General features: G+C 73.1%; 15 protein-coding genes. 8 read left to right on the forward strand and 7 right to left on the reverse strand.

Annotation, left to right across the window (positions count from 1 at the left end; all coding sequences use genetic code 11):
- The first annotated feature begins 39 nt into the window (after positions 1 to 39).
- Complete coding sequence (locus WMF33_RS48765) at positions 40 to 1,617, forward strand: bifunctional metallophosphatase/5'-nucleotidase (RefSeq protein ID WP_437334974.1); 1,578 nt, start codon at positions 40 to 42, stop codon at positions 1,615 to 1,617.
- 55 nt (positions 1,618 to 1,672) lie between these two features.
- Here WMF33_RS48765 and WMF33_RS48770 read toward each other — a convergent pair whose 3' ends face one another.
- The 3 genes from WMF33_RS48770 to dnaK form a co-directional block, all read right to left on the reverse strand.
- Positions 1,673 to 2,098 carry a TraR/DksA family transcriptional regulator gene (locus WMF33_RS48770; protein ID WP_437334975.1) on the reverse strand — a complete coding sequence of 142 codons (426 nt, stop codon included), beginning with the start codon at positions 2,096 to 2,098 and terminating at the stop codon, positions 1,673 to 1,675.
- A 235-nt stretch (positions 2,099 to 2,333) separates the two neighbouring features.
- On the reverse strand, positions 2,334 to 4,358 hold the full coding sequence (locus WMF33_RS48775; protein ID WP_437334976.1) for a hypothetical protein: 2,025 nt from the start codon (positions 4,356 to 4,358) through the stop codon (positions 2,334 to 2,336).
- Between the two features lie 265 nt (positions 4,359 to 4,623).
- Positions 4,624 to 6,540, reverse strand: a complete 1,917-nt coding sequence (dnaK, locus tag WMF33_RS48780; RefSeq protein ID WP_020742081.1) for a molecular chaperone DnaK — start codon at positions 6,538 to 6,540, stop codon at positions 4,624 to 4,626.
- A 565-nt stretch (positions 6,541 to 7,105) separates the two neighbouring features.
- On the opposite strand from dnaK, the gene rpmE reads away from it, so the two are divergent.
- The 5 genes from rpmE (at position 7,106) to WMF33_RS48805 (ending at position 11,053) form a co-directional block, all read left to right on the forward strand.
- Entirely contained in the window at positions 7,106 to 7,312 is a 207-nt protein-coding gene (gene rpmE / locus WMF33_RS48785; RefSeq protein WP_012241637.1) for a 50S ribosomal protein L31, read from the forward strand.
- 314 nt (positions 7,313 to 7,626) lie between these two features.
- A complete protein-coding gene (locus WMF33_RS48790; RefSeq protein ID WP_437334977.1) occupies positions 7,627 to 8,760 on the forward strand; it encodes a DUF1385 domain-containing protein in 1,134 nt (377 codons plus the stop codon).
- A 60-nt stretch (positions 8,761 to 8,820) separates the two neighbouring features.
- Positions 8,821 to 9,924, forward strand: a complete 1,104-nt coding sequence (gene prfA, locus WMF33_RS48795) for a peptide chain release factor 1 (RefSeq protein WP_437334978.1) — start codon at positions 8,821 to 8,823, stop codon at positions 9,922 to 9,924.
- The gene (locus WMF33_RS48800) at positions 9,921 to 10,484 is read left to right on the forward strand and encodes a hypothetical protein (RefSeq protein ID WP_437334979.1); all 564 of its coding nucleotides are present in this window, start codon (positions 9,921 to 9,923) and stop codon (positions 10,482 to 10,484) included. Before prfA ends, WMF33_RS48800 begins: the two co-directional genes overlap by 4 nt.
- 230 nt (positions 10,485 to 10,714) lie before the next feature.
- Positions 10,715 to 11,053, forward strand: a complete 339-nt coding sequence (locus WMF33_RS48805; protein WP_437334980.1) for a histidine triad nucleotide-binding protein — start codon at positions 10,715 to 10,717, stop codon at positions 11,051 to 11,053.
- A gap of 21 nt (positions 11,054 to 11,074) precedes the next feature.
- On the opposite strand, the gene WMF33_RS48810 is transcribed toward WMF33_RS48805, so the two are convergent.
- From WMF33_RS48810 to asd, 3 genes are read right to left on the reverse strand one after another with little or no spacing between them, the layout of a single operon-like run.
- Positions 11,075 to 13,129: an FAD-binding protein gene (locus WMF33_RS48810; RefSeq protein WP_437334981.1), complete on the reverse strand. Its 2,055-nt coding sequence runs from the start codon at positions 13,127 to 13,129 to the stop codon at positions 11,075 to 11,077.
- 22 nt (positions 13,130 to 13,151) lie between these two features.
- Positions 13,152 to 15,473: a methyltransferase domain-containing protein gene (locus WMF33_RS48815; RefSeq protein WP_437334982.1), complete on the reverse strand. Its 2,322-nt coding sequence runs from the start codon at positions 15,471 to 15,473 to the stop codon at positions 13,152 to 13,154.
- On the reverse strand, positions 15,470 to 16,195 hold the full coding sequence (gene asd / locus WMF33_RS48820; protein ID WP_020742088.1) for an archaetidylserine decarboxylase: 726 nt from the start codon (positions 16,193 to 16,195) through the stop codon (positions 15,470 to 15,472). The genes WMF33_RS48815 and asd overlap by 4 nt, the downstream gene beginning before the upstream one ends.
- Positions 16,196 to 16,750: 555 nt before the next feature.
- On the opposite strand from asd, the gene WMF33_RS48825 reads away from it, so the two are divergent.
- Positions 16,751 to 17,593 carry an MBL fold metallo-hydrolase gene (locus tag WMF33_RS48825; protein WP_437334983.1) on the forward strand — a complete coding sequence of 281 codons (843 nt, stop codon included), beginning with the start codon at positions 16,751 to 16,753 and terminating at the stop codon, positions 17,591 to 17,593.
- A gap of 56 nt (positions 17,594 to 17,649) precedes the next feature.
- A complete protein-coding gene (locus WMF33_RS48830; protein WP_437334984.1) occupies positions 17,650 to 19,131 on the forward strand; it encodes a sigma-54-dependent Fis family transcriptional regulator in 1,482 nt (493 codons plus the stop codon).
- A gap of 110 nt (positions 19,132 to 19,241) precedes the next feature.
- Here WMF33_RS48830 and WMF33_RS48835 read toward each other — a convergent pair whose 3' ends face one another.
- Positions 19,242 to 19,847: a hypothetical protein gene (locus WMF33_RS48835; RefSeq protein WP_437334985.1), complete on the reverse strand. Its 606-nt coding sequence runs from the start codon at positions 19,845 to 19,847 to the stop codon at positions 19,242 to 19,244.
- Positions 19,848 to 19,930 lie beyond the last annotated feature (83 nt).

Below are 19,930 nucleotides of genomic sequence, written 5' to 3' on the forward strand. Positions count from 1 at the left end.
GCCTCGCCGCGCGGAGCCTGCGCGATGCCCCTGAGCGCGGTGCCTGCGCGACGGCGCCGCGCCGCGCGCGCGCTCGCCGCGCTCTCGCTCGGCGCGCTGGCGCTGCTGCCCCTCTCCGCGTGCGATCCCAGGGAGGCGGCGACGGCCGCGAAGGCGTCGGCTCCGGCCGAGCGCGCTCCGGCGGCGGTCACCCTCCTCTACACGACCGACGAGCACGGGTGGCTCCTGCCCACCGCCGAGGGGGGCAAGGTCCTCGGCGGCGCGGCCGAGGTGCTGGCCGTGTGGCGCTCGCGGGAGGGCCATTGCGCGGGCCCTGCGCCCGGGGCTCCGCCCGATCTCCCGCCAGCGCCGGCCTGCGAGGACCCGTCGACGCTCGCGCTCTCCGGCGGCGACAACTGGACCGGCCCCGCGATCTCTTCCTATTTCATGGGCGCGCCGATGGCCGACGCGATGGCGCGGATGGGCTACGCCGCGTCGGCCTTCGGAAATCACGAGTTCGATTTCGGCAGAGACGCCTTTCTCCAGAACCGGACACGGTCTCGCGCCACCTACCTCGCGGCGAACCTGCGCGTGACCGATCCGGCGCTCTCCGCCTTCGCGTTGCCTTCCTTCGCCGTGTTCGAGCGGCGCGGGCTGCGCATCGGCGTCGTCGGCCTCTCGACCTCGCGCACCCGCGAGGCCGCGACGGCGAGCCGCTTCGACGGCATCGATTTCGAGGGCGAGGAGGCGGCGCTCTCGCGCGCCATCCCCGAGGCGTGGCGCGCCGCGCCCGACGCGCTCGTGCTCGTCGCGCACCAGTGCCAGGACGTGCTCGAGCCGATCCTCGCGCGTCACCCCGAGTGGCGCCTGTCCTTCGTCGGCGCGGGGCACTGCCACAAGAGGGCCGAGCTGCGCGTGGGCGGCGTGCCGCTCGTCAACCCCGGCTGGCGGCTGCGCAGCTACGCCCGCGTCTCGCTCGAGATCGACCCCCGCCGTCCGCTCCAGCGGCGCGTGCTGTCGGTCGCCGCGGAGGTCGTCGACGTGGCCCACCCGGAGGGCGCGCCCGCGGCCCCGCCGGACGAGCCGCTCTCCAGGGCCGCCGCAGGCTGGCAGCGCGCGCTGGACGCGGCGCTCGGCGAGCAGATCGGGTATTCGAGCGACGGAATGGAGCGCGACTCCGCCGAGATCCAGCGCTGGATCGCGGGGTCGTGGCGCGAGCAGCTCGGGGTCGACGTCGCGATCCTCAACAAGGACGGCATCCGGCAGGCCGTCCCCAGGGGGCCCATCACGAAAGCGACGGTGTTCTCCGTCCTCCCGTTCGACAACAAGCTCGTCATCTGCTCGCTGCGGGGCAGCGACATCCTCGAGACGCTCCGCCACCGCGACGCGGTGCTCGTCGGCCTATCGCCCTCGACCGGCGGTCGTTATGTCCTGCACGACGGGCGCCTCTTGGACGAAAACCGCCGCTACACCGTCGCGACGATCGATTTCCTCTACTACGGCGGGGACGGCTTTCGCTTCCAGGCGCAGGACCCCTCCCCGCGGTGGACCGGCCTCGACTGGCGCGCGCCGGTGATCGCGTGGACCAAGGCGCTCGGCACGAGCGCGAGCGCCCCGCTGGACGCGCGCTTCCGCTAGCGCCCGGCCGCACGCCCGCGCTCGGCGCGGGGCGTGCGGCGCGCTGGCGTTCGGCTCAGGAGCCGCCGCCGGTCCGCTCTTCGCGCTCGATCTGCTCCTGGTAGGCGACGCTGTAGCGCGCCCACGGGCGCAGCTTGAGGCGGCGGTACCCGATGGGCTCGCCGGTGCCCTCGCACATCCCGTAGGTCCCTTCCTTCATCTTGGCGAGCGCGCGATCGATCTCGGCGAGCACCCGGACGTCGCGCTCCAGGAGCTTCGACGTCAGCGAGGTTGCGCCTTCGGCGTTCGCCTCGTCCATCTCGTCGCCCACCTCCCGCGAGACGTCGCGCTCTGCGTGCTGCCGCTCGTCGATGTTGGCGACGAGGCTCGCCCGGCGCTCCTCGAGCGCCTGCTTGAGCTCGCTCAGCTGCTCCGGCGTCAGCTCGGGCAGATCGGAGTCGTCCGTATCGGGCGCCGTGCGGCGCACGGGCGGCCTCGGCATGGGGGCTGCCGTCGTGGCGTTCCCGGACGTCTCCGGTCGCGCCGGGCTCGTTCCGTCGCGACTCGCACCTTCACGGTTGTTCATGGTTTCCTCTCATCTCTTCGGGGAGCTGGGCAATTCGCATACCGGTCTTGAACGTGGGCGGAGGGCGCACGCGGCGCGTGCGTCCTCCGGAGGACACGACCGAGCAGGAGCGGCCACGCTGGGCTCCCGCTGTGATAGCGCATCCGCGGGCTTATGGCTTCGTGATGCCGGCCATCTGGAGCCCCGCCGCGAGGAGGGCGCCGATGTCCTCGAGCACGGGCTTGGACACGTTGATGGCGATCTCGGCGCGCGGCGCGGCGCCGCCCTGCTCCTGCGTCGTGATGAACATCAGCCCTTCGCCCTTGTGGGGGAGCTTCGCCAGCGCCTCGCCGAACCGCCGCGCCTCCGGCGGCAGCGCCATCGGGGCCGCGCCGGGGCTGTCCAGGGTCGTGAGGACGCTCTGCAGCGTGCGCGTGATCGGGGCGAGCGTCGAGAATCCACCCGAGACGAACTTCCCGGTCTTCAGCTTCTCGAGCCCCGGACGCGACGCGAGCGTGTCGGTGTCGGGGGCGCCCGCTTTCACCATGGCGAGCCGCCTCAGCAGCTCGCGCTTGTCGTGGCCGAACGCGATCCACGTCGTCTTCTCGTCGCCCATGAGGAGGAGGTGCAGCGTCACCGTGGCCTTGGGCTTCGGCTTGGCCTTGCCGGCGGGGGCCTGCGCCGCGTCGGCGTCGGGCGACGGCAGCTCGCTCGTGATCTGGATCTCGACGGCGAGCGACGTCTTCCCGAGCTCCTTCGGCGCCTGCACCGTCTTGACCGTCGGCAGGTCCTTCGGATCGACGTCGAGCTCCGGGAGCCGCTTGCGCAGCGCGGGCGTGTTGTAGGCGGCGACGGCGTTCTTCAGGTACTTGATGAGCGCGTCCGGCGCCTCCTCGAACCCGAACAGGTTCCAGCCGACGAAGCCGCCCATCATGCCGTCGAGGATCTCGTTCGGCGAAGGCTTGCCGGTCTTCGCGGCGGCGGGCGGCGCGTCGACGTACCCGTGCGCGGACACGCTCGGCGTCCGGTTGATCGGCAGCGACAGGACGTCGGCGAGCGCCTTGCGATCGGCGGGCTTGCCGATCTTCTCCTTCTCGAGCCACCCCTCGAGCATCTCGCGCAGCGTCTTCAGGATGCCGGTGTAGTGCGCCGGGTCGTAGCCGTGGTCGAAGAAGGCGCCGTGGCTGTCCTTCGGCACACGCCAGTAGAGCGCCGGCGCGGGGGCGGCGCGGCTCGCGCCGTCGGCCATCGTCTTCGCGAGCCACGACGACTGGCCCCGCAGCTCCAGGGCCGCCGTGAGGTTCACGCAGGTCTGGTTGTCGACCTTCAGATCGACGATCGCCTTGCTCGCGTCGTTGATCAGCGCCTCGAGCTCCGCCTGGACGGCGGTGGTCGCGTCGGTGAGCGCCCGGTCGAACTGGGGCTGCCCGATCGAGAGCTGGCTCTGCGCGAGGATCGGGAGGCCGCCGAGCTGCTGCTTGGCCATGTCGCCGTACTTCGTGCTGAGCGGGACGAAGCGGACCTCGCCGTGGAGGTCGCGCGCCTCGGGCGAGAGCGTCGGCAGCGTGCGCGCGAGGTACGGCCCGAGCGTCGTCACGTCCCGGTCTCGATCGCCGCAGAGGAGCCGCGCCGGCGTCGAGCCCGCGGACGCGGCGAGGAAGCAGCTCGACGACGCGGGCTCCTTGCCGCCGATCTTCCACATGCCCGGCTTCACCTCGGTCAGGGTGGCGCCGGCCTCGAGCGCGCCCCTGGCCCGCTCCAGCGACGTGAGCCCGAGCGACACGGCCGCGACCGGGTTGCCTCGCTTCGAGCTGTCGTCGAGCGCGACGACGAGGTGGACCGGCGCGTCGAGCGCGACCACCGCGGCGAGCTGGTTCGCGTCGATCGAGGGGCTCACGAGCTCGCTCAGGACGCCCGCGGAGAGCCCCTGCGCGCCCGCCTCGGCGAGCGCCGGCGGCATCCCGGCGCAGGCGGCGACGCTCGACAGCGTGGCCGCCGGGTTGCTCCAGCGGAGCACGCCCACGATGTCGGCGGGCTCGGCGACGGGGGAGAGATCGAACGCGGGGCTCGCGGGCTGGGAGGGCCCGGCCTTGACCTCGCCTTGTGCTCCTGCCGGCGCGGCAGGCGTAGGGGCCGGCCCGCAGGCGACGGGACCGGCCATCAGGACCAGGGTGGCGAGCGGCAGGAGAGTTCGCATGAGCGCCGGTTATACGGCCCCCGGACATCCGAGTCGACGCCCAAGGAGCGCGCGGCGGGGGAGATGGCGGTCCGCGCCGCCTCGGAGGGTGAGGCGCGGCCTCAAATGCAAACGAGCGCGGACGAAGCCGCGCTCGTTGCTACTTCACCGTTGTGCCAGCGGCGCCAGCACCATCGGGGACGCCGGTCGCGTGAGTCGCGTGAGCCGCGTCGGTTACGCCGGTTGCGCCGGCGTAACCGCTCGAGGAGCGCTCACCCCGCGGCGATCAGTTCGACTCCTCGAACTCCGCGTCGATGACCGAGTCCTTCCCCTTGCCGCCGGCGGGGGGCGGCGGCTGGCCGCCCGCGGCGCCGGGCGCGGCGCCCCCGCCGTCCTGCGGCGGGCCGGCCTTCTCGTACATGACGCTCGCGATGCGGTGCGCCTCCTTCTCGAGCCGCTCCAGCGCCGCGGTCACGGCCGCGTCGTCCTGCTTCTCGATGGCCGACCGGCTCTCGGCGATGATCCCGTTCAGCGCCGAGACGTCGCTCTCCGGCAGCTTCTCCTTGTTCTCGCTGATCGTCTTCTCCAGCGTGTAGCAGAGGTTGTCGAGCTTGTTGCGCCGCTCGATCTCCTCGCGGCGCCGCTTGTCCTCGGCCTCGTGCGTCGCCGCCTCGCTGACCATCCGGTTGATCTCGTCCTCCTTCAGGCCGCCCGACGCCGTGATCGTGATCCGCTGATCCTTGCCGGTGGCGGTGTCCTTGGCGTGCACCGACAGGATGCCGTTCGCGTCGATGTCGAAGGTCACCTCGATCTTCGGCACGCCGCGGGGCGCCGGCATGATGCCTTCCAGGTGGAAGCGGCCCAGGGTCCGGTTGTAGCGGGCCTCGGTGCGCTCGCCCTGGAGGACGTGGACCTCGACGCTCGGCTGGCTGTCGGTCGCGGTCGAGAAGATCTCCTTCTTCTGCGTCGGGATCGTCGTGTTCCTCGCGATCATCACGGTCATCACGCCGCCGAGCGTCTCGACGCCGAGCGAGAGCGGGGTGACGTCGAGCAGCACGAGGTCCTTCACGTCGCCCGAGAGCACGCCCGCCTGGACCGCGGCGCCGACGGCCACGACCTCGTCCGGGTTCACGCCCTTGTGCGGCTCCTTGCCGAAGAACTTCTTGACCGTCTCCTGGACCAGCGGGATGCGGGTCGAGCCGCCGACCAGGACGATCTCGTCGATCTGCTGCGGCGTCTTCTTCGCGTCCGCGAGCGCCTTGCGGGTCGGCTCGAGCGTGCGCTCGATGAGCGGCCGGATCATCTGCTCGAGCTTCGCCCGGGTGAGCTGCTTCTGGAGGTGCTTCGGCCCCGAGGCGTCCGCGGTGAGGAACGGCAGGTTGATCGTCGTCTCCTGCACGTTCGACAGCTCGATCTTCGCCTGCTCCGCGGCGTCCTTGAGCCGCTGCACGACCATCTTGTCGTTCGAGACGTCGATGCCCGTGTCCTTCTTGAACTCGGCCGCGAGCCAGTCCATGACGAGGTGGTCGACGTCGTCGCCGCCGAGGTGGGTGTCGCCGTTGGTCGAGATGACCTGCACGACGTTGTCGCCGACCTCGAGGATCGAGATGTCGAACGTGCCGCCGCCGAAGTCGTAGACGGCGATGACCTGCTCGTTCTTCTTGTCGAGCCCGTACGCGAGCGCGGCCGCCGTGGGCTCGTTGACGATGCGCTTCACCTCGAGGCCGGCGATGCGGCCGGCGTCCTTCGTGGCCTGCCGCTGCGAGTCGTTGAAGTACGCGGGCACGGTGATGACGGCCTCGGTCACCTTCTCGCCGAGGTAGTCCTCCGCCGCCTTCTTCAGCTTCTGCAGGACCTTCGCCGAGACCTCGGGGGGCGACAGCTGCTTGCCGCGCACCTCGATCGAGGCGTCGCCGTTCTTGCCCTTGCTGACCTTGTACGGGACGCGCTTCGTCTCGTCCTGCACCTCCTCGGCGCGGCGACCCATGAAGCGCTTGGCGGAGTAGATGGTGTTGGTGGGGTTCGTGACCGCCTGGCGCTTGGCGATCTGCCCGACGAGCACCTCGCCCTTGTCGTCCCAGGCCACGACGGACGGCGTGAGGCGCGAGCCCTCCTCATTCACGATGACCTTGGGCTCCTTGCCCTCCATCACCGCGACGACGCTGTTGGTCGTGCCGAGATCGATGCCGATGATCTTGCCCATGACGTTGAACCCTCCGAGGAATGTTTGCGCGACGGCTTGGTCGCCGCCGGGGGGGCGAGAAGACCCGACCGGCCAGCAGGGCCCGGCTGACAGCTGCCGCGAGCCCCTGCTCCAGAGCCGTCAAAAACCGCTGGGAATTCGGATACTTTCGCCGGATTTCGCGAGCTCGCTGGCTCGCGACCGCGAAACTAACCATGTGCATCCGAGCGTCAACGCCGCCCCTAGCAATTGTCGTGCGCGCGGGCCAGCCGGGCCGGACGCTTGACGGGCGCGCCCTCGGGCCGCACGTAGAGCGTCCGCGTTCCGCGCCGTCGAGCGCCTCGAGCCGGCGCTCCGGTTCGAGGTGCCGCGTCGGTGCGGAGCGGCGGGCTCCGCCGGCCACGCCAGGACCTCTCCGGCCCCGCGATCTCCTCACGCAACCCGCGCCGAACGCCCGTCCGGCAGACTCCGGCGCGGGAGCACGCCGCGGGAGCACGTGAAGACGCGGCGCGCCGGAGGGGCTTCTTGCGGTCCGAGACGCCCTGAGCTATAGGCGCCCTCCCTCGCAACACCCGAAGGACTCACCATGAAGCCCGGCATCCACCCCGAGTACAAGGCCTCCACGATCACCTGCGCGTGCGGCGCCGTCGTCGAGACCCGCTCCACCCGCGGCAGCTTCACGACCGACGTGTGCTCCGCCTGCCACCCGTTCTACACGGGCAAGCACAAGATCATGGACGTCGCCGGCCGCGTCGACCGCTTCCGCAAGAAGTACGCGACCGCTGGCAAGTAGGCGGGCGGCTCGTCCCCTCCTCGACATCCCTTCTTTACAGACACGCCCGTCACGCCGCCCCGCCCGGGGCGTGGCGGAGGCCCGCGCTCGTCCCGAGCGCGCCGGCCGGCCCGAGCGGCCGACCCGCGCTGCGCGAGCGGCCGAGACGGCGCGCGCGCCGGACGACGGACGACGGACGACGTCGTCCGTCCACCTTTCGCGGCGCTGATCGGCCAGGCCGATGCGAAAGCCGCGTGATGCGCTAGATTGGAACGCGTATGAGCGATCAGCCTGCACGTCCGTATATCGGCGGCCAAGCGGTGATTGAGGGGGTCATGATGCGATCGCCGAGCTCGGTCGCGATCGTCTGCCGGCGCCGCTCGGGGGAGCTCGTGGTGCGCGAGCAGCCGATGACCGCGGTCTCCAAGGGGCCGCGCACGTGGCCGTTCGTGCGGGGGGTCGCGACGCTCGTGGAGTCGCTGCGCCTCGGATCCCAGGCGCTCCGCTGGTCCGCCGATCTCTACGAGCAGGATCTGGCGGCCGAGGAGGCGGCCTCGGCCAAGGGGCCGGCCTCCAGGCGCTCGAGCGCCGGCTCGGCGAGCGGAGCGAGCCTCACCTCCCTGGCGCTCAGCATGGCCGCGATCGCGACGCAGGACGGCGAGCCCGCGCAGGTCGCGGGCGGCCCGGCGCCCGGCGGCAGCGGCGCGGACGGAAGCGCGGATGGAAAGAAGAGAGGCGGGGGGATGGGCATCATCCCGATCCTCTTCGCGGTCCTGCTCTTCGTGGCGGCGCCTCAGGCCGGCGCCGAGCTGGTCAACAAGGTCTTCGGCCTCGGGCTGGAGGTCACGTCGCCGGGGTTCCAGGCGATCACCGGCGTGGCGAAGCTCGCCATCGTCGTCACCTACCTCCTCCTGATCCGCCAGATCTCCGAGGTCCGGCGCGTTTTCCAGTACCACGGGGCGGAGCACAAGGCGATCTCCACCTACGAGGCGCGCGAGGCGCTCGAGGTCGAGAACGCGCGCCGCAAGACGGCCATGCACCCGCGCTGCGGGACGACGTTCCTGGTGATGGTGGCGCTCGTGTCGATCGTCGTGTTCTCGGTGGCCGGGGCGTCCCTCGGGGCGTTCCTGCCCAAGCTGCCCGGCGGCCGGCTCGTCGAGAGCGTCGGCTTCTTCTTGATGAAGCTGCCGTTCCTCCCGCTGATCGCCGCGGTGACCTTCGAGATCCAGCGGCTCTTCGCGCGCTATTGCACCACCGGCCCGCTCCGCGTGCTGCTCTGGCCGGGGTTCCTGGTCCAGAAGATCACGACGGCGGAGCCGGACGACGCGCAGCTCGAGATCGCCCTCGCCTCGCTCCGCGCGACGCTCTGGCGGGAGGCGTCGGTGACCGCGCCGGTCCAGCCCGATCGGGTGTTCGCCGACTACTCCAAGGTGCTGGCCGACCCCGGCTACGCTGGCGCCCACGGCTAGCGCGCGCCGGCGCCGCCGCACGCCGCCGCCGTCCAACTCCGCGTCGTCTTCGGATTGCAGATGCTACCTATCGCGAAACTCGAGGCGGTCCAGCGCCGCTTTCAGGAACTCGAGCACCTCATGTGCAGCCCGGCGGTGCTCTCCTCCCCGGCCGAGCTCCAGCGGCTCAACCGCGAGCGGACCGAGATCGAGCCCGTGGTCGTCGCCTTCGCGCGGCTGCGGGACGTCGACCGGCGCATCGCCGAGGACCGCGAGGCGCTGAGCGATCCCGACCTGTCCGAGCTCGCCCAGGCGGAGCTGCCCGAGCTCGAGACGGAGCGGGAGCGGCTCGCCAGCGAGCTCGAGGTGCTCCTCCTGCCGAAGGACCCGAACGACGCGCGCAACACCGTGATCGAGATCCGGAGCGGCGAGGGCGGCGAGGAGGCGGCGCTCTTCGCCGCCGACCTCTTCCGCATGCTCTGCCGCTACGCGGAGACGAAGCGGTGGAAGGTCGAGGTGCTCAACCTGAGCGAGGCCTCGGCCGGCGGCTACAAGGAGGTCGCGGCGCTGATCTCGGGGCAGGACGTCTACTCCCACCTCCGTTACGAGGGCGGCGTGCACCGCGTGCAGCGGGTCCCCACGACGGAGACGCAGGGGCGGATCCACACCTCGACCGCGACCGTCGCCGTCCTGCCCGAGGCGGACGAGGTCGACGTGCACATCGACGACAAGGACCTGGAGATCTCGATCGCCGCGTCGGGCGGCCCCGGCGGGCAGGGCGTCAACACGACGAACAGCGCCGTGCAGATCAAGCACCTGCCGACGGGCATGATCGTGAAGTGCCAGGACGAGCGCTCCCAGCTGAAGAACAAGGCGAAGGCGATGAAGGTGCTCCGGAGCCGGCTGCTCGAGATCGAGCAGCGCCGGCAGGAGGAGGCCCAGAGCGCGGAGCGAAGGACCATGGTCGGCACGGGGGAGCGCGCGCAGAAGGTGCGGACCTACAACTTCCCGCAGAACCGCGTGACGGATCACCGGATCGGCCTCACGCTGCACAAGCTCGACAAGATCATCGAGGGGGATCTCGACGAGCTCATCGGCGCGCTGCGCACGCATCGCCAGGCGGAGCTCCTGCGGCGCGGCGGGCTCTCGGGGCCCGCCGGCGGCGCGGTGGAGCCCTTGACGTGAGGGGGACGCCGCCCATCGATCTGGAGGCGCTGTTCGTCGCGCTCGTGCTGGCGCCGTCCACGTTCTCGCGGAACCGGTTTTACTCGCTCTACGCCGATCCCGAGGCGCGCCGGGTGCGGCGGCGGGCGGCGCTGCTCAGGAGCATCGTGCGGCAGCTGGTCGGCGGCGCGGGCCGCGCCGGGCTCGCGCCCGCGGCGAGCGGCGGCGCGCTCCTCACCTACGATGTGCCGTCGCTCGGGCTGAAGCGCACCGCCGCGCTCGACGACCTCGAGCTCGCCGTGCTCCGCATCGCGGTCGCGCGCGGGACGGTCCCCCGCGCCGGGCAGCAGGACGGCGGGGGCGCCGCGCCGAGCCCGCCGTCGGGCGCCGCGCTACCCGACGACCTGCTCCCCGAGCCAGCGGACAGTTCGCGGATCGAGCGAGCGCTCGCCCGGCTGCTGCCCAGGGAAGGGCAGGGCGGCGCGCTGGAGGCCGCCGGCGAGGGAGAGCCGGGAGAGCCGGACCCGGCGACCCGGACGCTGCCCCGCGACCGGGAGCGGCGCGATACGCAGGCGCCGTAGTACCGCGGGTCAGAAATCCCGTCAGGGATCTGCCTCGCGAGGGAGATTTCAACGCACAGTCGCAAAGGGCGCAAAGACGCAAAAACATTCGTCTTTTTACGCCTTTGCGTCTTTGCGCCTTTGCGTTGAAACTCTCCCCGGATCCCCGGGCCGGACTGCTGGTGGGTGGAGCTAGCGCTGCGTGATAGGGGTTCCTGACGCGCGGTACGACGCGGTACTAGTAGGCGACCATGTGCATCTTCTGCAAGATCGCGAACAAGGAGATCCCGTCGAAGGTCGTGCTCGAGGACGAGCACGTCCTCGCCTTCCACGACGTGAACCCGCAGGCGCCCACGCACGTGCTCGTCATCCCGAAGCGCCACATCGCGGGGATCGCCCAGGCCACGCCCGAGGACGAGGCCGTCCTCGGGCGGCTGCTGCTCGCCGCGCGGCAGGTCGCAGAGAAGACCGGCATCGCGGAGGGCGGCTTCAGGACCGTCGTGAACAGCGGCGCGAACGCCGGCCAGACGGTCTTCCACCTCCACGTCCACGTCCTCGGCGGCCGGCCCATGGCCTGGCCCCCCGGCTGAGGCGGCCAGCGCCGGCGCCGCTCAGCGGACGTCGCGGGCGGCGCTCACCACGGCGTCGAGCCACACCGCCTCGGCCTGGCCGAGCGGCGGCTGCCGCGGCAGCGAGGTCGGCAGCGCGCGCGGCCGCGACGCGCCATGGGCGCGCAGGTGCACGGACGTGACGGCGCCGACGCGCCCGCCGACGCCGAGGAACAGCGCGAAGAGATCCGGGCCGACGGCGCGCCGCGGGGCGGGGCGCACCGCGAGCTCGGCGCCCGACGCGAGCCGCGCGGTGAAGCCGGCGACGAGGTGATCGACCGGATCGCTCCACGGATCCGGCGCGCCGGGGGCGCCCGCCGCGATCCACGCGTCGAGCGTGAGCTCGCGCGAGGCCGCGTCGAAGTCGAGCCCCAGCGTGAGGCCGCGCTGCTCGAGCGCGCGTTCGACCTCGCCGAGGCGAGCCTCTCCGGCGGCGTGCACGAGCAGCGCGTCGCGGTCGATCACCGGCGACGCGGGCGGCGGCGGCACCGGGCGGCGCGCGGCGCGGGCGGCCTCGCGCGGGAGCAGGTTGCCCGGGTTCATGATGCCGGCGGGGTCGAAGACGCCCCGGAGCGCGTGGACGACGTCGGCGCCGAGGCCGAGCTCGGCGCCGAGCCGCGGCGCCTTGCTGCGGCCGACGCCGTGGTGGTGCGAGAGCGTGCCGCCGGCGTCGATCGCGGCGTCGAGGGCCGCCCGCCAGGCCGCGTCGTACTTCGCCTCGGCCGCCGCCACGGTCGGCGCGCTGCCCGCGAAGGTGAAGTAGATGCTGCAGCCGTCCGGGTAGGCGTGGGACAGGTGCGCCATCACGAAGACGTGGCGCCCGAGCGCCCCGCGCACCGCGCGGTAGAGCGCGTCGAGGCGCGACCAGGGCGCGGCGACCTCCATCGTGTCGCTGAACGCGCCGGCCATGAAGACGGGCGCCTGGCGGTAGCTCACGCTGTAGCGGTGCGCGAGCCAGTGGCGCGCCGGCTCCTCGCCGAGCGGCCTGGCCCCGGCGCGCCCGGCGATCGCCGCGGCGCGGGCGAGATCCTCGGCGCTCGCGCGCGCGGTGCCCTCGAAGATGAGGATGAGCGTCGCGCCGCGGAGCACGCGCGACCCGACGGCGTCCACGGCCTGGTTGAGGAGCCCCGGCGCGCGCAGGAGGCCGCGCAGCACGGCGGCGCCGGTGCCCGGGCCTCGCGCGCCGCGCGCCCGCGCGGCCGGCCCTTCGGTCGGCTCGTCGCCCGCGACGGCGTGGCCGCGCTGCCGGCGCACCGCGCCGAGCCTGGCCATGAAGGAGTCGAACGGGTCGTAGAGCCGCGAGACCGCCGGGCGAAGGCCGGCCTGGAACATCTCGCGCATCGCGTTCCACCCGGCCTCCAGCGTGGGGAAGGAGAAGGCGGCGAACGCGCGCGCCGGCGGGGCGGGGTGCAGCCGGAGCGTCGCGGCGGTGACCACGCCGAGCACGCCCTCGCTGCCGATGAGGAGCGGCGTCAGATCCGGGCCGCGCGTTCGCCGATCGAAGCGGACGACCTCGCCGCGGCCGACGACGCACTCGAGCGACGCGACCATGTCCTCGATCTTGCCGTAGAGCCCCGAGCACTGGCCGGCGCTGCGCGCCGCGACCCAGCCGCCCACGGTCGAGCAGAGGATCGACGACGGGAAATGGCCGAGCGTGAAGCCCTCGGCGTTGAGCTCCTCCTCGAAGCGGATGCCGAGGGCGCCGGCCTCGATCTCGACCGAGGGGGCCTGGCGATCGAGCGAGCGGCGGCGGGAGAGCCGCTTCAGGTCGAGCACGACCGTGCGGTCGTCCGGCAGGACGCCGCCGCACACGCCCGAGCCCGCGCCGTACGGCACGAGCGGGAGCCCCTCGTCCGCGCAGAAGCGGACCACCCGGGCGACCTCCTCGGTCGACGCCGGCCAGAGGATCATCCCGGGCCGGTGCTCGGCGATGCGGCCCTCCGTGACGGCGAGGTGGTGCCGCGGCCAGAGATCGCGGGCGTAGGCGATCTGATCGACGGGGGAGGCGCTGGCCGGGATCCCCGGCAGCGCGCGCGAGATCGCGGCCTCGAAGCGCATGCGTCAGGAGCCCCCTAGCGCGTCAGCTGCGCTCGGCAAGGATGATGAGCCGCGGCGACTCCGAGCCGAAGAAGACGCCCGGGTGCGCGGGGTGGCCGGTCACCTCGGTGACCTTGAAGCCGGCTTCGTGGAGCATCTTGCCGAGCTCGTGCAGCCCGTAGAGGCGGATCGAGTAGTCGATCTCGCGCGAGCGGCCGTCCTCGAACATGACCGTGCGCTTCACCTTGAGCCGGCTCGTGAAGAAATCGACCTGCATCTCATCCATGCAGACGCAGCCGTCCCCCTCGAACCAGACGAGGCTCGGCTGGCGGGACGCGACGTAGTCGCGGTTCACGATGTCGAGCAGGAGCATGCCGCCCGCGCGGAGGGCGCGGCGGATGCGGGCGAGCACGTCCGCGTTCTTCTCGTCGTCGAAGTAGCCGAAGCTCGTCGACCAGCAGTAGACGCCGTCGAAGGTCTCCTCGAACGTCATCTCGCGCATGTCGCCCTGGAGGAAGTTCAGCTTCTGGCCGCGGTCCTGCGCGTCGTCGGCGGCGCGGGCCAGCATGGCGAGCGACAGGTCGAAGCCGACCACGCTGTAGCCGCGGCTCGCGATCTCGATCGCGTGGCCGCCCGCGCCGCACGCGAGGTCGAGGATCACGGCGCCCTTCTCGACGCCGAGCCGCTCCTCGATGAAGTCGACCTCGCGGCGAACCACCTTGCTGTCGATCTTGTCGAGCGTGCGCAGGAAGTCGTCGCCGAAGAGCTCTTCCCACCACGGGCGCTTGCGGCGCGCGGCGGGCTCGGTCGACGGGCCGGAGTTCGGCTCGAAATCGAGCGGCTTGGCCGCGGGCTGCGCGGGGGGAGCGGAGATGCGCGCCGAGGGATCGCCGTGCGGCGGCGGCACGGACACGGGCGGAGGCGGCACCGACGTGAACGTCGCGAGATCCGGCGAGGCGAGCGCCTGCGCGCGCGGGCGCCGCGGCGGCGGCGGGGGCGGCGGGGGCGGCGGCGGCTTCTTGGGATGCGCCGCCTGGGCGTCGGCGCGGGCGGCCCGGCCCTCGTCGGTCAGCTCGGGCTCGACCTCCTCCAGCTCGACCTCGCTGCTCTTCGGCGGCAAGGTGATGCGCGTCGGGTCGACCTGCTGCTGCTCGCCTCCGCCTGCCTCGGGCGGGGCGCTCGTCGCGTCGGCCCTGGCCTCGTCGGCCAGCTCGGGCTCGGGCTCGACCTCCGTGAGCTCTTCCGGGCTCGACCCGGGCCGCCAGTCGAGCGGGCGCGCCTCGATCTCCGGCGCCGACGGCTGGGGCCGCCGGGGCTCGGGCTGGAGGGCGTCGAAGGCGGCGTCGCGCGCGGTCGGCGGGCCCTCCCCCGGGCCTTCCTGGTACGGGTCGAGGCCCAGCACGGTCTGGCGCGAGTCCGGCCCGCTCCGGAACTGGAGCGGCGGCCACTCGTGCTCGGTCGGGTCGGTCAGCAGCGGCGGCCTGGCGGGCTCGGGCTGCGGCTCGGCCTGCGAGGTGACCGGCGGCAGGTTCGACTCGATGCTGAGGATCTGGAGCGGCCGGATCACCGCGACCGAGTCCGGGTCGATGATCAGCCCCGGCGTCGGCATCGGCGGCACGCTCGAGGACTTCGGCGACGGCCGCGGGACCGCCCGCGGCGCGACCAGCTCCGCCAGGTTCGGCGGCGGCGCCGGCTTGCTGGCGGTCTTGGGCACCTCGATCGCCGGCTCGCTGGGAGGCCTCGAGGCGGCGCTCAACCATCCGTCGTCCTCCGCCTCATCGAGCCCCAGCGATCGCGGCGTCGCCGTGTCCGCTTGCGCGGCGCCCGAGTCGAGCGCGGCGCCCGAGTCGAGCGCGGCGCCCGGATCGTCGCCCTGCTGCGCCGCGTCTCCGGGCACGTTCACGAGCCGCCGCGAGCGGCGGCGCGCCGTCTTCGCGCCGTCGCCGCGCTCTGCCTCCGTGGCCCGCTCCACCTCCGCGGCCAGCGATTGCCAGGCCCGCCTCGAGGTGGGCGTGGCTGGCAGGGGGGTGCCGTGGCGCGAGCGCTCCGTCGGCGGCCCGGCGATGCGCGGATCGAGATCGAGATCCGGGATCTCCGAGGGCGGCCGGCTGGAGCTCCCGTCGGCCATGCCCGGGATGACGTCGAGGCGCGGCAGCGGCGTGGTGGTCGCGAGCTGCGGGCGCACGCTGGGCGTGCGCTCGGGCCGCGGAGCGACGGACGAGCGCGCGGGGAGCGAGCCCTCTCCCTGCGGCGCGAGCGCGGCCGCGTTCCCTGCCTCGCCCGGCGGGGGCGCGCCGGACTCTCCGGAGGCGCCGCCTTCCTGGGCGGCCTGGGCCAGGGGGTTGCGCGGCCGCTCGCTCGTCATTGCCTGCCCCCTCCGTCCATCGGCTCACCGTAGAGGACCGGCCCCGGAGCCCTGCTCCAGGGGGGCGACACCCCGCGCTCGACGAACAGGACCGCGGTGGAGCCGAGGTGGAACTTGCCGATCTCCTCGCCGCACGCGACCGGGAGGGCCGGCGAGATCGGGTGCACGCCGAGCGGCACGTCGCGCGCGTCGACGGCGCTCACCGTGATCCGTCCGACGATCATCGCGCCCACCATCACGACCGTCACGCGCCCCTGGCGCTCGGTGTCGATCACGATCGCGACGCGCCGGTTGCGCGCGAACAGGCCCGGGATGTGGCGCTCGCCGATCGCGTTCACCGGGAACAGCTCCCCCGGCATCGAGCGGATGAGGCTCACCTGGCCGGCGACGGGCGAATGGACCCGGTGGTAGTCGCGGGGGGAGAGGTAGACGACCGCGAACTGCCCGCCGTCGTAGCGCGACGCCTCCGCGGGGTCGCCCACGAGGTCCTCCACGCGGTAGGGCTGCCCCTTGATGAGCAGGCGCCCGCCCTCGGTCACGGGGCCGAGCGACTCGATCCGGCCGTCGGCGGGGCTGGTGATGGCTCCGGGATCGGAGCAGACAGGGCGCATCCCCTCGCGGAGCTTGCGCGTGAAGAACGCGTCGAAGCTCTCGTAAGGGCTCGTCAGCACCTCGGCGGCGTCCATGTCGACGCGGTACGCGCGCGCGTAGAGCTTGACCACCGCGTTCAAGACAGCGGCGGGTGCTCTGGCGTCGCAGAGGCGGCCAACGGCCCGGGTAATGCGCTCTCGCGGAAGCACCCGCAACAGCTGTGCGGCGGCGTAGGTGGCAACGGTCATTGTGCGGAGCGGCGGTAACAATGCGGGAAAGAGAGCGGTGCAGGAATGCTAGGCCTCGGGACGGACCTCGGTCAACGCTCGGGTCAGGCGAACCTTTCCGCGCCGGCGCGGTCCCCCCATCCAGCGAAGGAGCTCAGCCTTGACGCGACGCGCGACGCTCAGCGCGATCCGTGGCGCGACGAAAGGCCCGTCCCCCGCGCTCCACGTTTCTCCACGTCGCCGCGAGGGCGTCAACCGCGAAGCGCCGCCCCACGCAAATGGCGGCGCGAGCGCCGGCAGACCGCGCCGGCCGCGCGCTCCATTCTGAAGCGCCGATCCGGACCCGGCGCTGCAACTTCGATCGGCCTGGCCGGGGGCAGCAGAAAAGCGGAGCGATTTCAAGTCCCTGCGCCCTGGCACGCCGCTCGCTGAAGGGAGCCCAGGAGGCACGCGACGACGATGGAGATCAGGTTCTGGGGGGTTCGCGGGAGCATCGCTTCGCCTGGGCCGGAGACGGCGGCGGTGGGCGGAAACACCAGCTGCGTGGCGGTCCGCTGCGGATCGACGCGGCTCATCCTCGACGCCGGGACGGGCGTTCGCAAGCTCGGAGATGCCCTGCTCCGGGAAGGGCCGGTGGAGGCGACGGTGCTGCTCTCCCACCTGCACTGGGACCACATCCAGGGCCTGCCGTTCTTCGTGCCGGCGTACCTGCCGGGCTCGAAGCTGTCGATCGTGGGCAGCGCGCACGGGGCCGGGACCCTCCGCGAGGCGCTCTCGGCGCAGATGGCGGCGCCGAGCTTCCCGGTCCGGCTGGACGAGCTGGGCGCCCAGATCGCCCTGCGCGAGGCGCGGCCGGGCGAGGCGTTCGACGTGGGCGAGGTGCACGTGCGCACCGCCAAGCTCAACCACCCGGGCGGCGTGCTCGCCTACCGCCTCGAGCACGCGGGGAAGAGCCTCGTCTACGCGACCGACACCGAGCACTACGCCTGCGTCGATCCGGCGCTGCGCGCGCTCGCGGACGGCGCCGACGTGCTCATCTACGACGCGCAGTACACCCCGGAGGAGTACCGCGGCGACGCCGGGCGATCGAGGGTCGGATGGGGGCACTCGACGTACATCGCGGGCGCCGAGATCGCGCGGGCGTGCGGCGCGCGTCAGCTCGTACTCTTCCACCACGACCCGCAGCGGACGGACGCTGGCGTCGCCGAGATCGAGCGCCTCGCGCGCGAGCTCTTCCCTGCCTCGGTCGCCGCGCGCGAGGGGCTCTGCATCGACGTCGAGGCCGTCGCGCGGGCCGCGTGATGACGCGGGTGACGACAAGGGCGGCGACCTCTATGCTGGATCCTGCTCCGCTATCCATGTCGCGCCTCTCGCTGCTCGTCGATCTCGCCTCCCTCCTCGCCCGGGAGGTCGACTTCGACGCCCTCCTCGGCACGGCGTGCGAGCGGCTCGCGAAGGCGCTCCGCGCCGACCGCGCCACGATCTGGCTCGTCGACGCGGAGCGCGGCGATCTCGTGACGCGCGTCGCCGTCCTGCCCGAGCTCCCCGCGCTCAGGCAGCCGCTCGAGCGCGGCATCGCGGGGCACGTCGCCAGGACCGGCGAGGTCGTGCGCGTCGACGACGCGGCGCGCGATCCGCGCTTCGATCCGTCGGCCGATCGGGCGACGGGCTACACGACGCGCTCGATGCTCGTCGCGCCGATCCGCGAGGACGGCGCCGCGCCGATCCGCGGCGTCGTGCAGCTGCTGAACCGCGCGGGGGCGCCCTTCGACGAGGAGGACGAGCGCTACCTCGTCGCGCTCGCGACGCAGCTCGCCCGCGCGCTGCTCTTGACGACGCTCCGCGCGGCCGAGGGCGGCGGGCCGGGGGTCGTGCTGCAGGGGCCGTTCAACCGGATCGTGGGCCGCAGCGAGCGGCTGGCCGCCGTCTACGAGAAGGTCCAGCTCGCGGCGCAGACCGACGCGACCGTGCTCCTCCGCGGGGAGACCGGCACCGGCAAGAGCCTGTTCGCGCGGGCGATCCACGTCAACTCGCGGCGCCAGACGCGGCCCTTCGTCACGGTCGACTGCACGACGCTGCCGGCGCAGCTCGTCGAGAGCGAGCTCTTCGGCCACGAGCGCGGGGCGTTCACCGGCGCGGACCGGCGCGTGCCGGGCAAGGTCGAGCTCGCGGAGGGCGGCACGCTGTTCCTGGACGAGCTCGGGGATCTGCCGCTCGACATCCAGGGCAAGCTCCTGCGCTTCCTTCAGGATCGCTCGTTCGAGCGCGTCGGCGGTCGGCAGACGCTCCGCGCCGACGTGCGCGTCGTGTGCGCCACGCACTGCGACCTCGAGCGCGCGGTCGCCGAGGGCCGCTTCCGCAAGGATCTCTACTACCGCGCGCGCGTCGTCGAGATCGACCTGCCGGCCCTGCGCGAGCGCGGTCCCGAGGACGTCGAGACGCTGGCCCGCCACTTCGCGGACGTCTACGCGACGCGGTACGGCAGGCCCGCGCCGCGCTTCGATCTGGACGCGCTCCGCCACATCCGCGCCCACACCTGGCCGGGCAACGTGCGCGAGCTCGAGCACTGGGTGGAGAGCGCGATCGCCTTAGCGCCGGACGGCCGCATCTCCGCCGGGCACCTCCCGGCGCGCCGGCGCGGGGGCGCCCCGCCGCAGGCCGCCTCGGGGCCCGAGGGCGACGATCAGGTCGCGCTGCCGCTCGGCCTCACCCTCGACGAGGTGACGCGGCGCTACGTCGAGGCGATGGTCCGCGCGTGCGAGGGGAACAAGACGGAAGCGGCGAAGCGGCTCGGCGTCGGCAGGAACACCCTGGCGCGCGCGCTCCGCACGAAGAGCTGAGGCGGCCGCGCACGCGTCGCCGGTGAGGCGGCCGCGCAGCCGCCGGCGAGGCGCCTGCGCCGGGCGAGGGCGCCTCACCGAAGGCGCCTCGGCGCGCTAGGAGGCCTGCGTCACTCCGGGTTCAGGCGGAACCAGAGGCCGACGCCGACGATCCCCGCGACGTAGGACGCCCGCCACCTCTCGATGGAGTCGACCTCCACGTGAGGGCGCTCCAGGACGGCGTGCAGCTCGAGGAAGCTGCGCAGCTCGAGGTGGCGGGCGAGGCGCCACGCGGCGCCCCCACGCAGGCCGGAGGTGATCATCCAGGAGAGCTCGCCGCCGCTCGTCGGCTTCAGGCTCGCGTCGACATCCGCGGCGACGACCCCGGTCTGAAAGGAGGTGCACACGAAGACGGCCTCCTCGTGCCTGCATATCGACATGAGCCCGAGGCCGGCGGTGCTCTCCGGCCCCAGGATCGTCGCGGCGCTCGGGCCGCGGCCCAGCGCCCGGAGCACGCGCGCCTCGACCGACAGGGACGCGTCGAGCCAGCGGAGGGTGGCCTCCACCGAGGGGCCGATGCTCGCCGCAGGCAGCAAGCCGAACGCCAGCACGGACGACGCGCCGAGCTCGCCGACCCTGCGCGGCGCCGAGGAGGGCGGCGCGTCGTCGGCGCGCGACCGAGCCGGCAAGGCGAGGCTCAGCGCGACGACGAGGGCGATGCGATCCAGGTTCGGCACGCGCGCGACCGTAGGCGCGCGCTCCAGCGCGACGGAAGCCGGAGCGCGCGCGCTCGCGCAGAAACCGGCGAGCGCGCGCCATT

Source organism: Sorangium sp. So ce394 (genome assembly GCF_051474665.1).
GTDB lineage: Bacteria > Myxococcota_A > Polyangia > Polyangiales > Polyangiaceae > Sorangium > Sorangium cellulosum_D.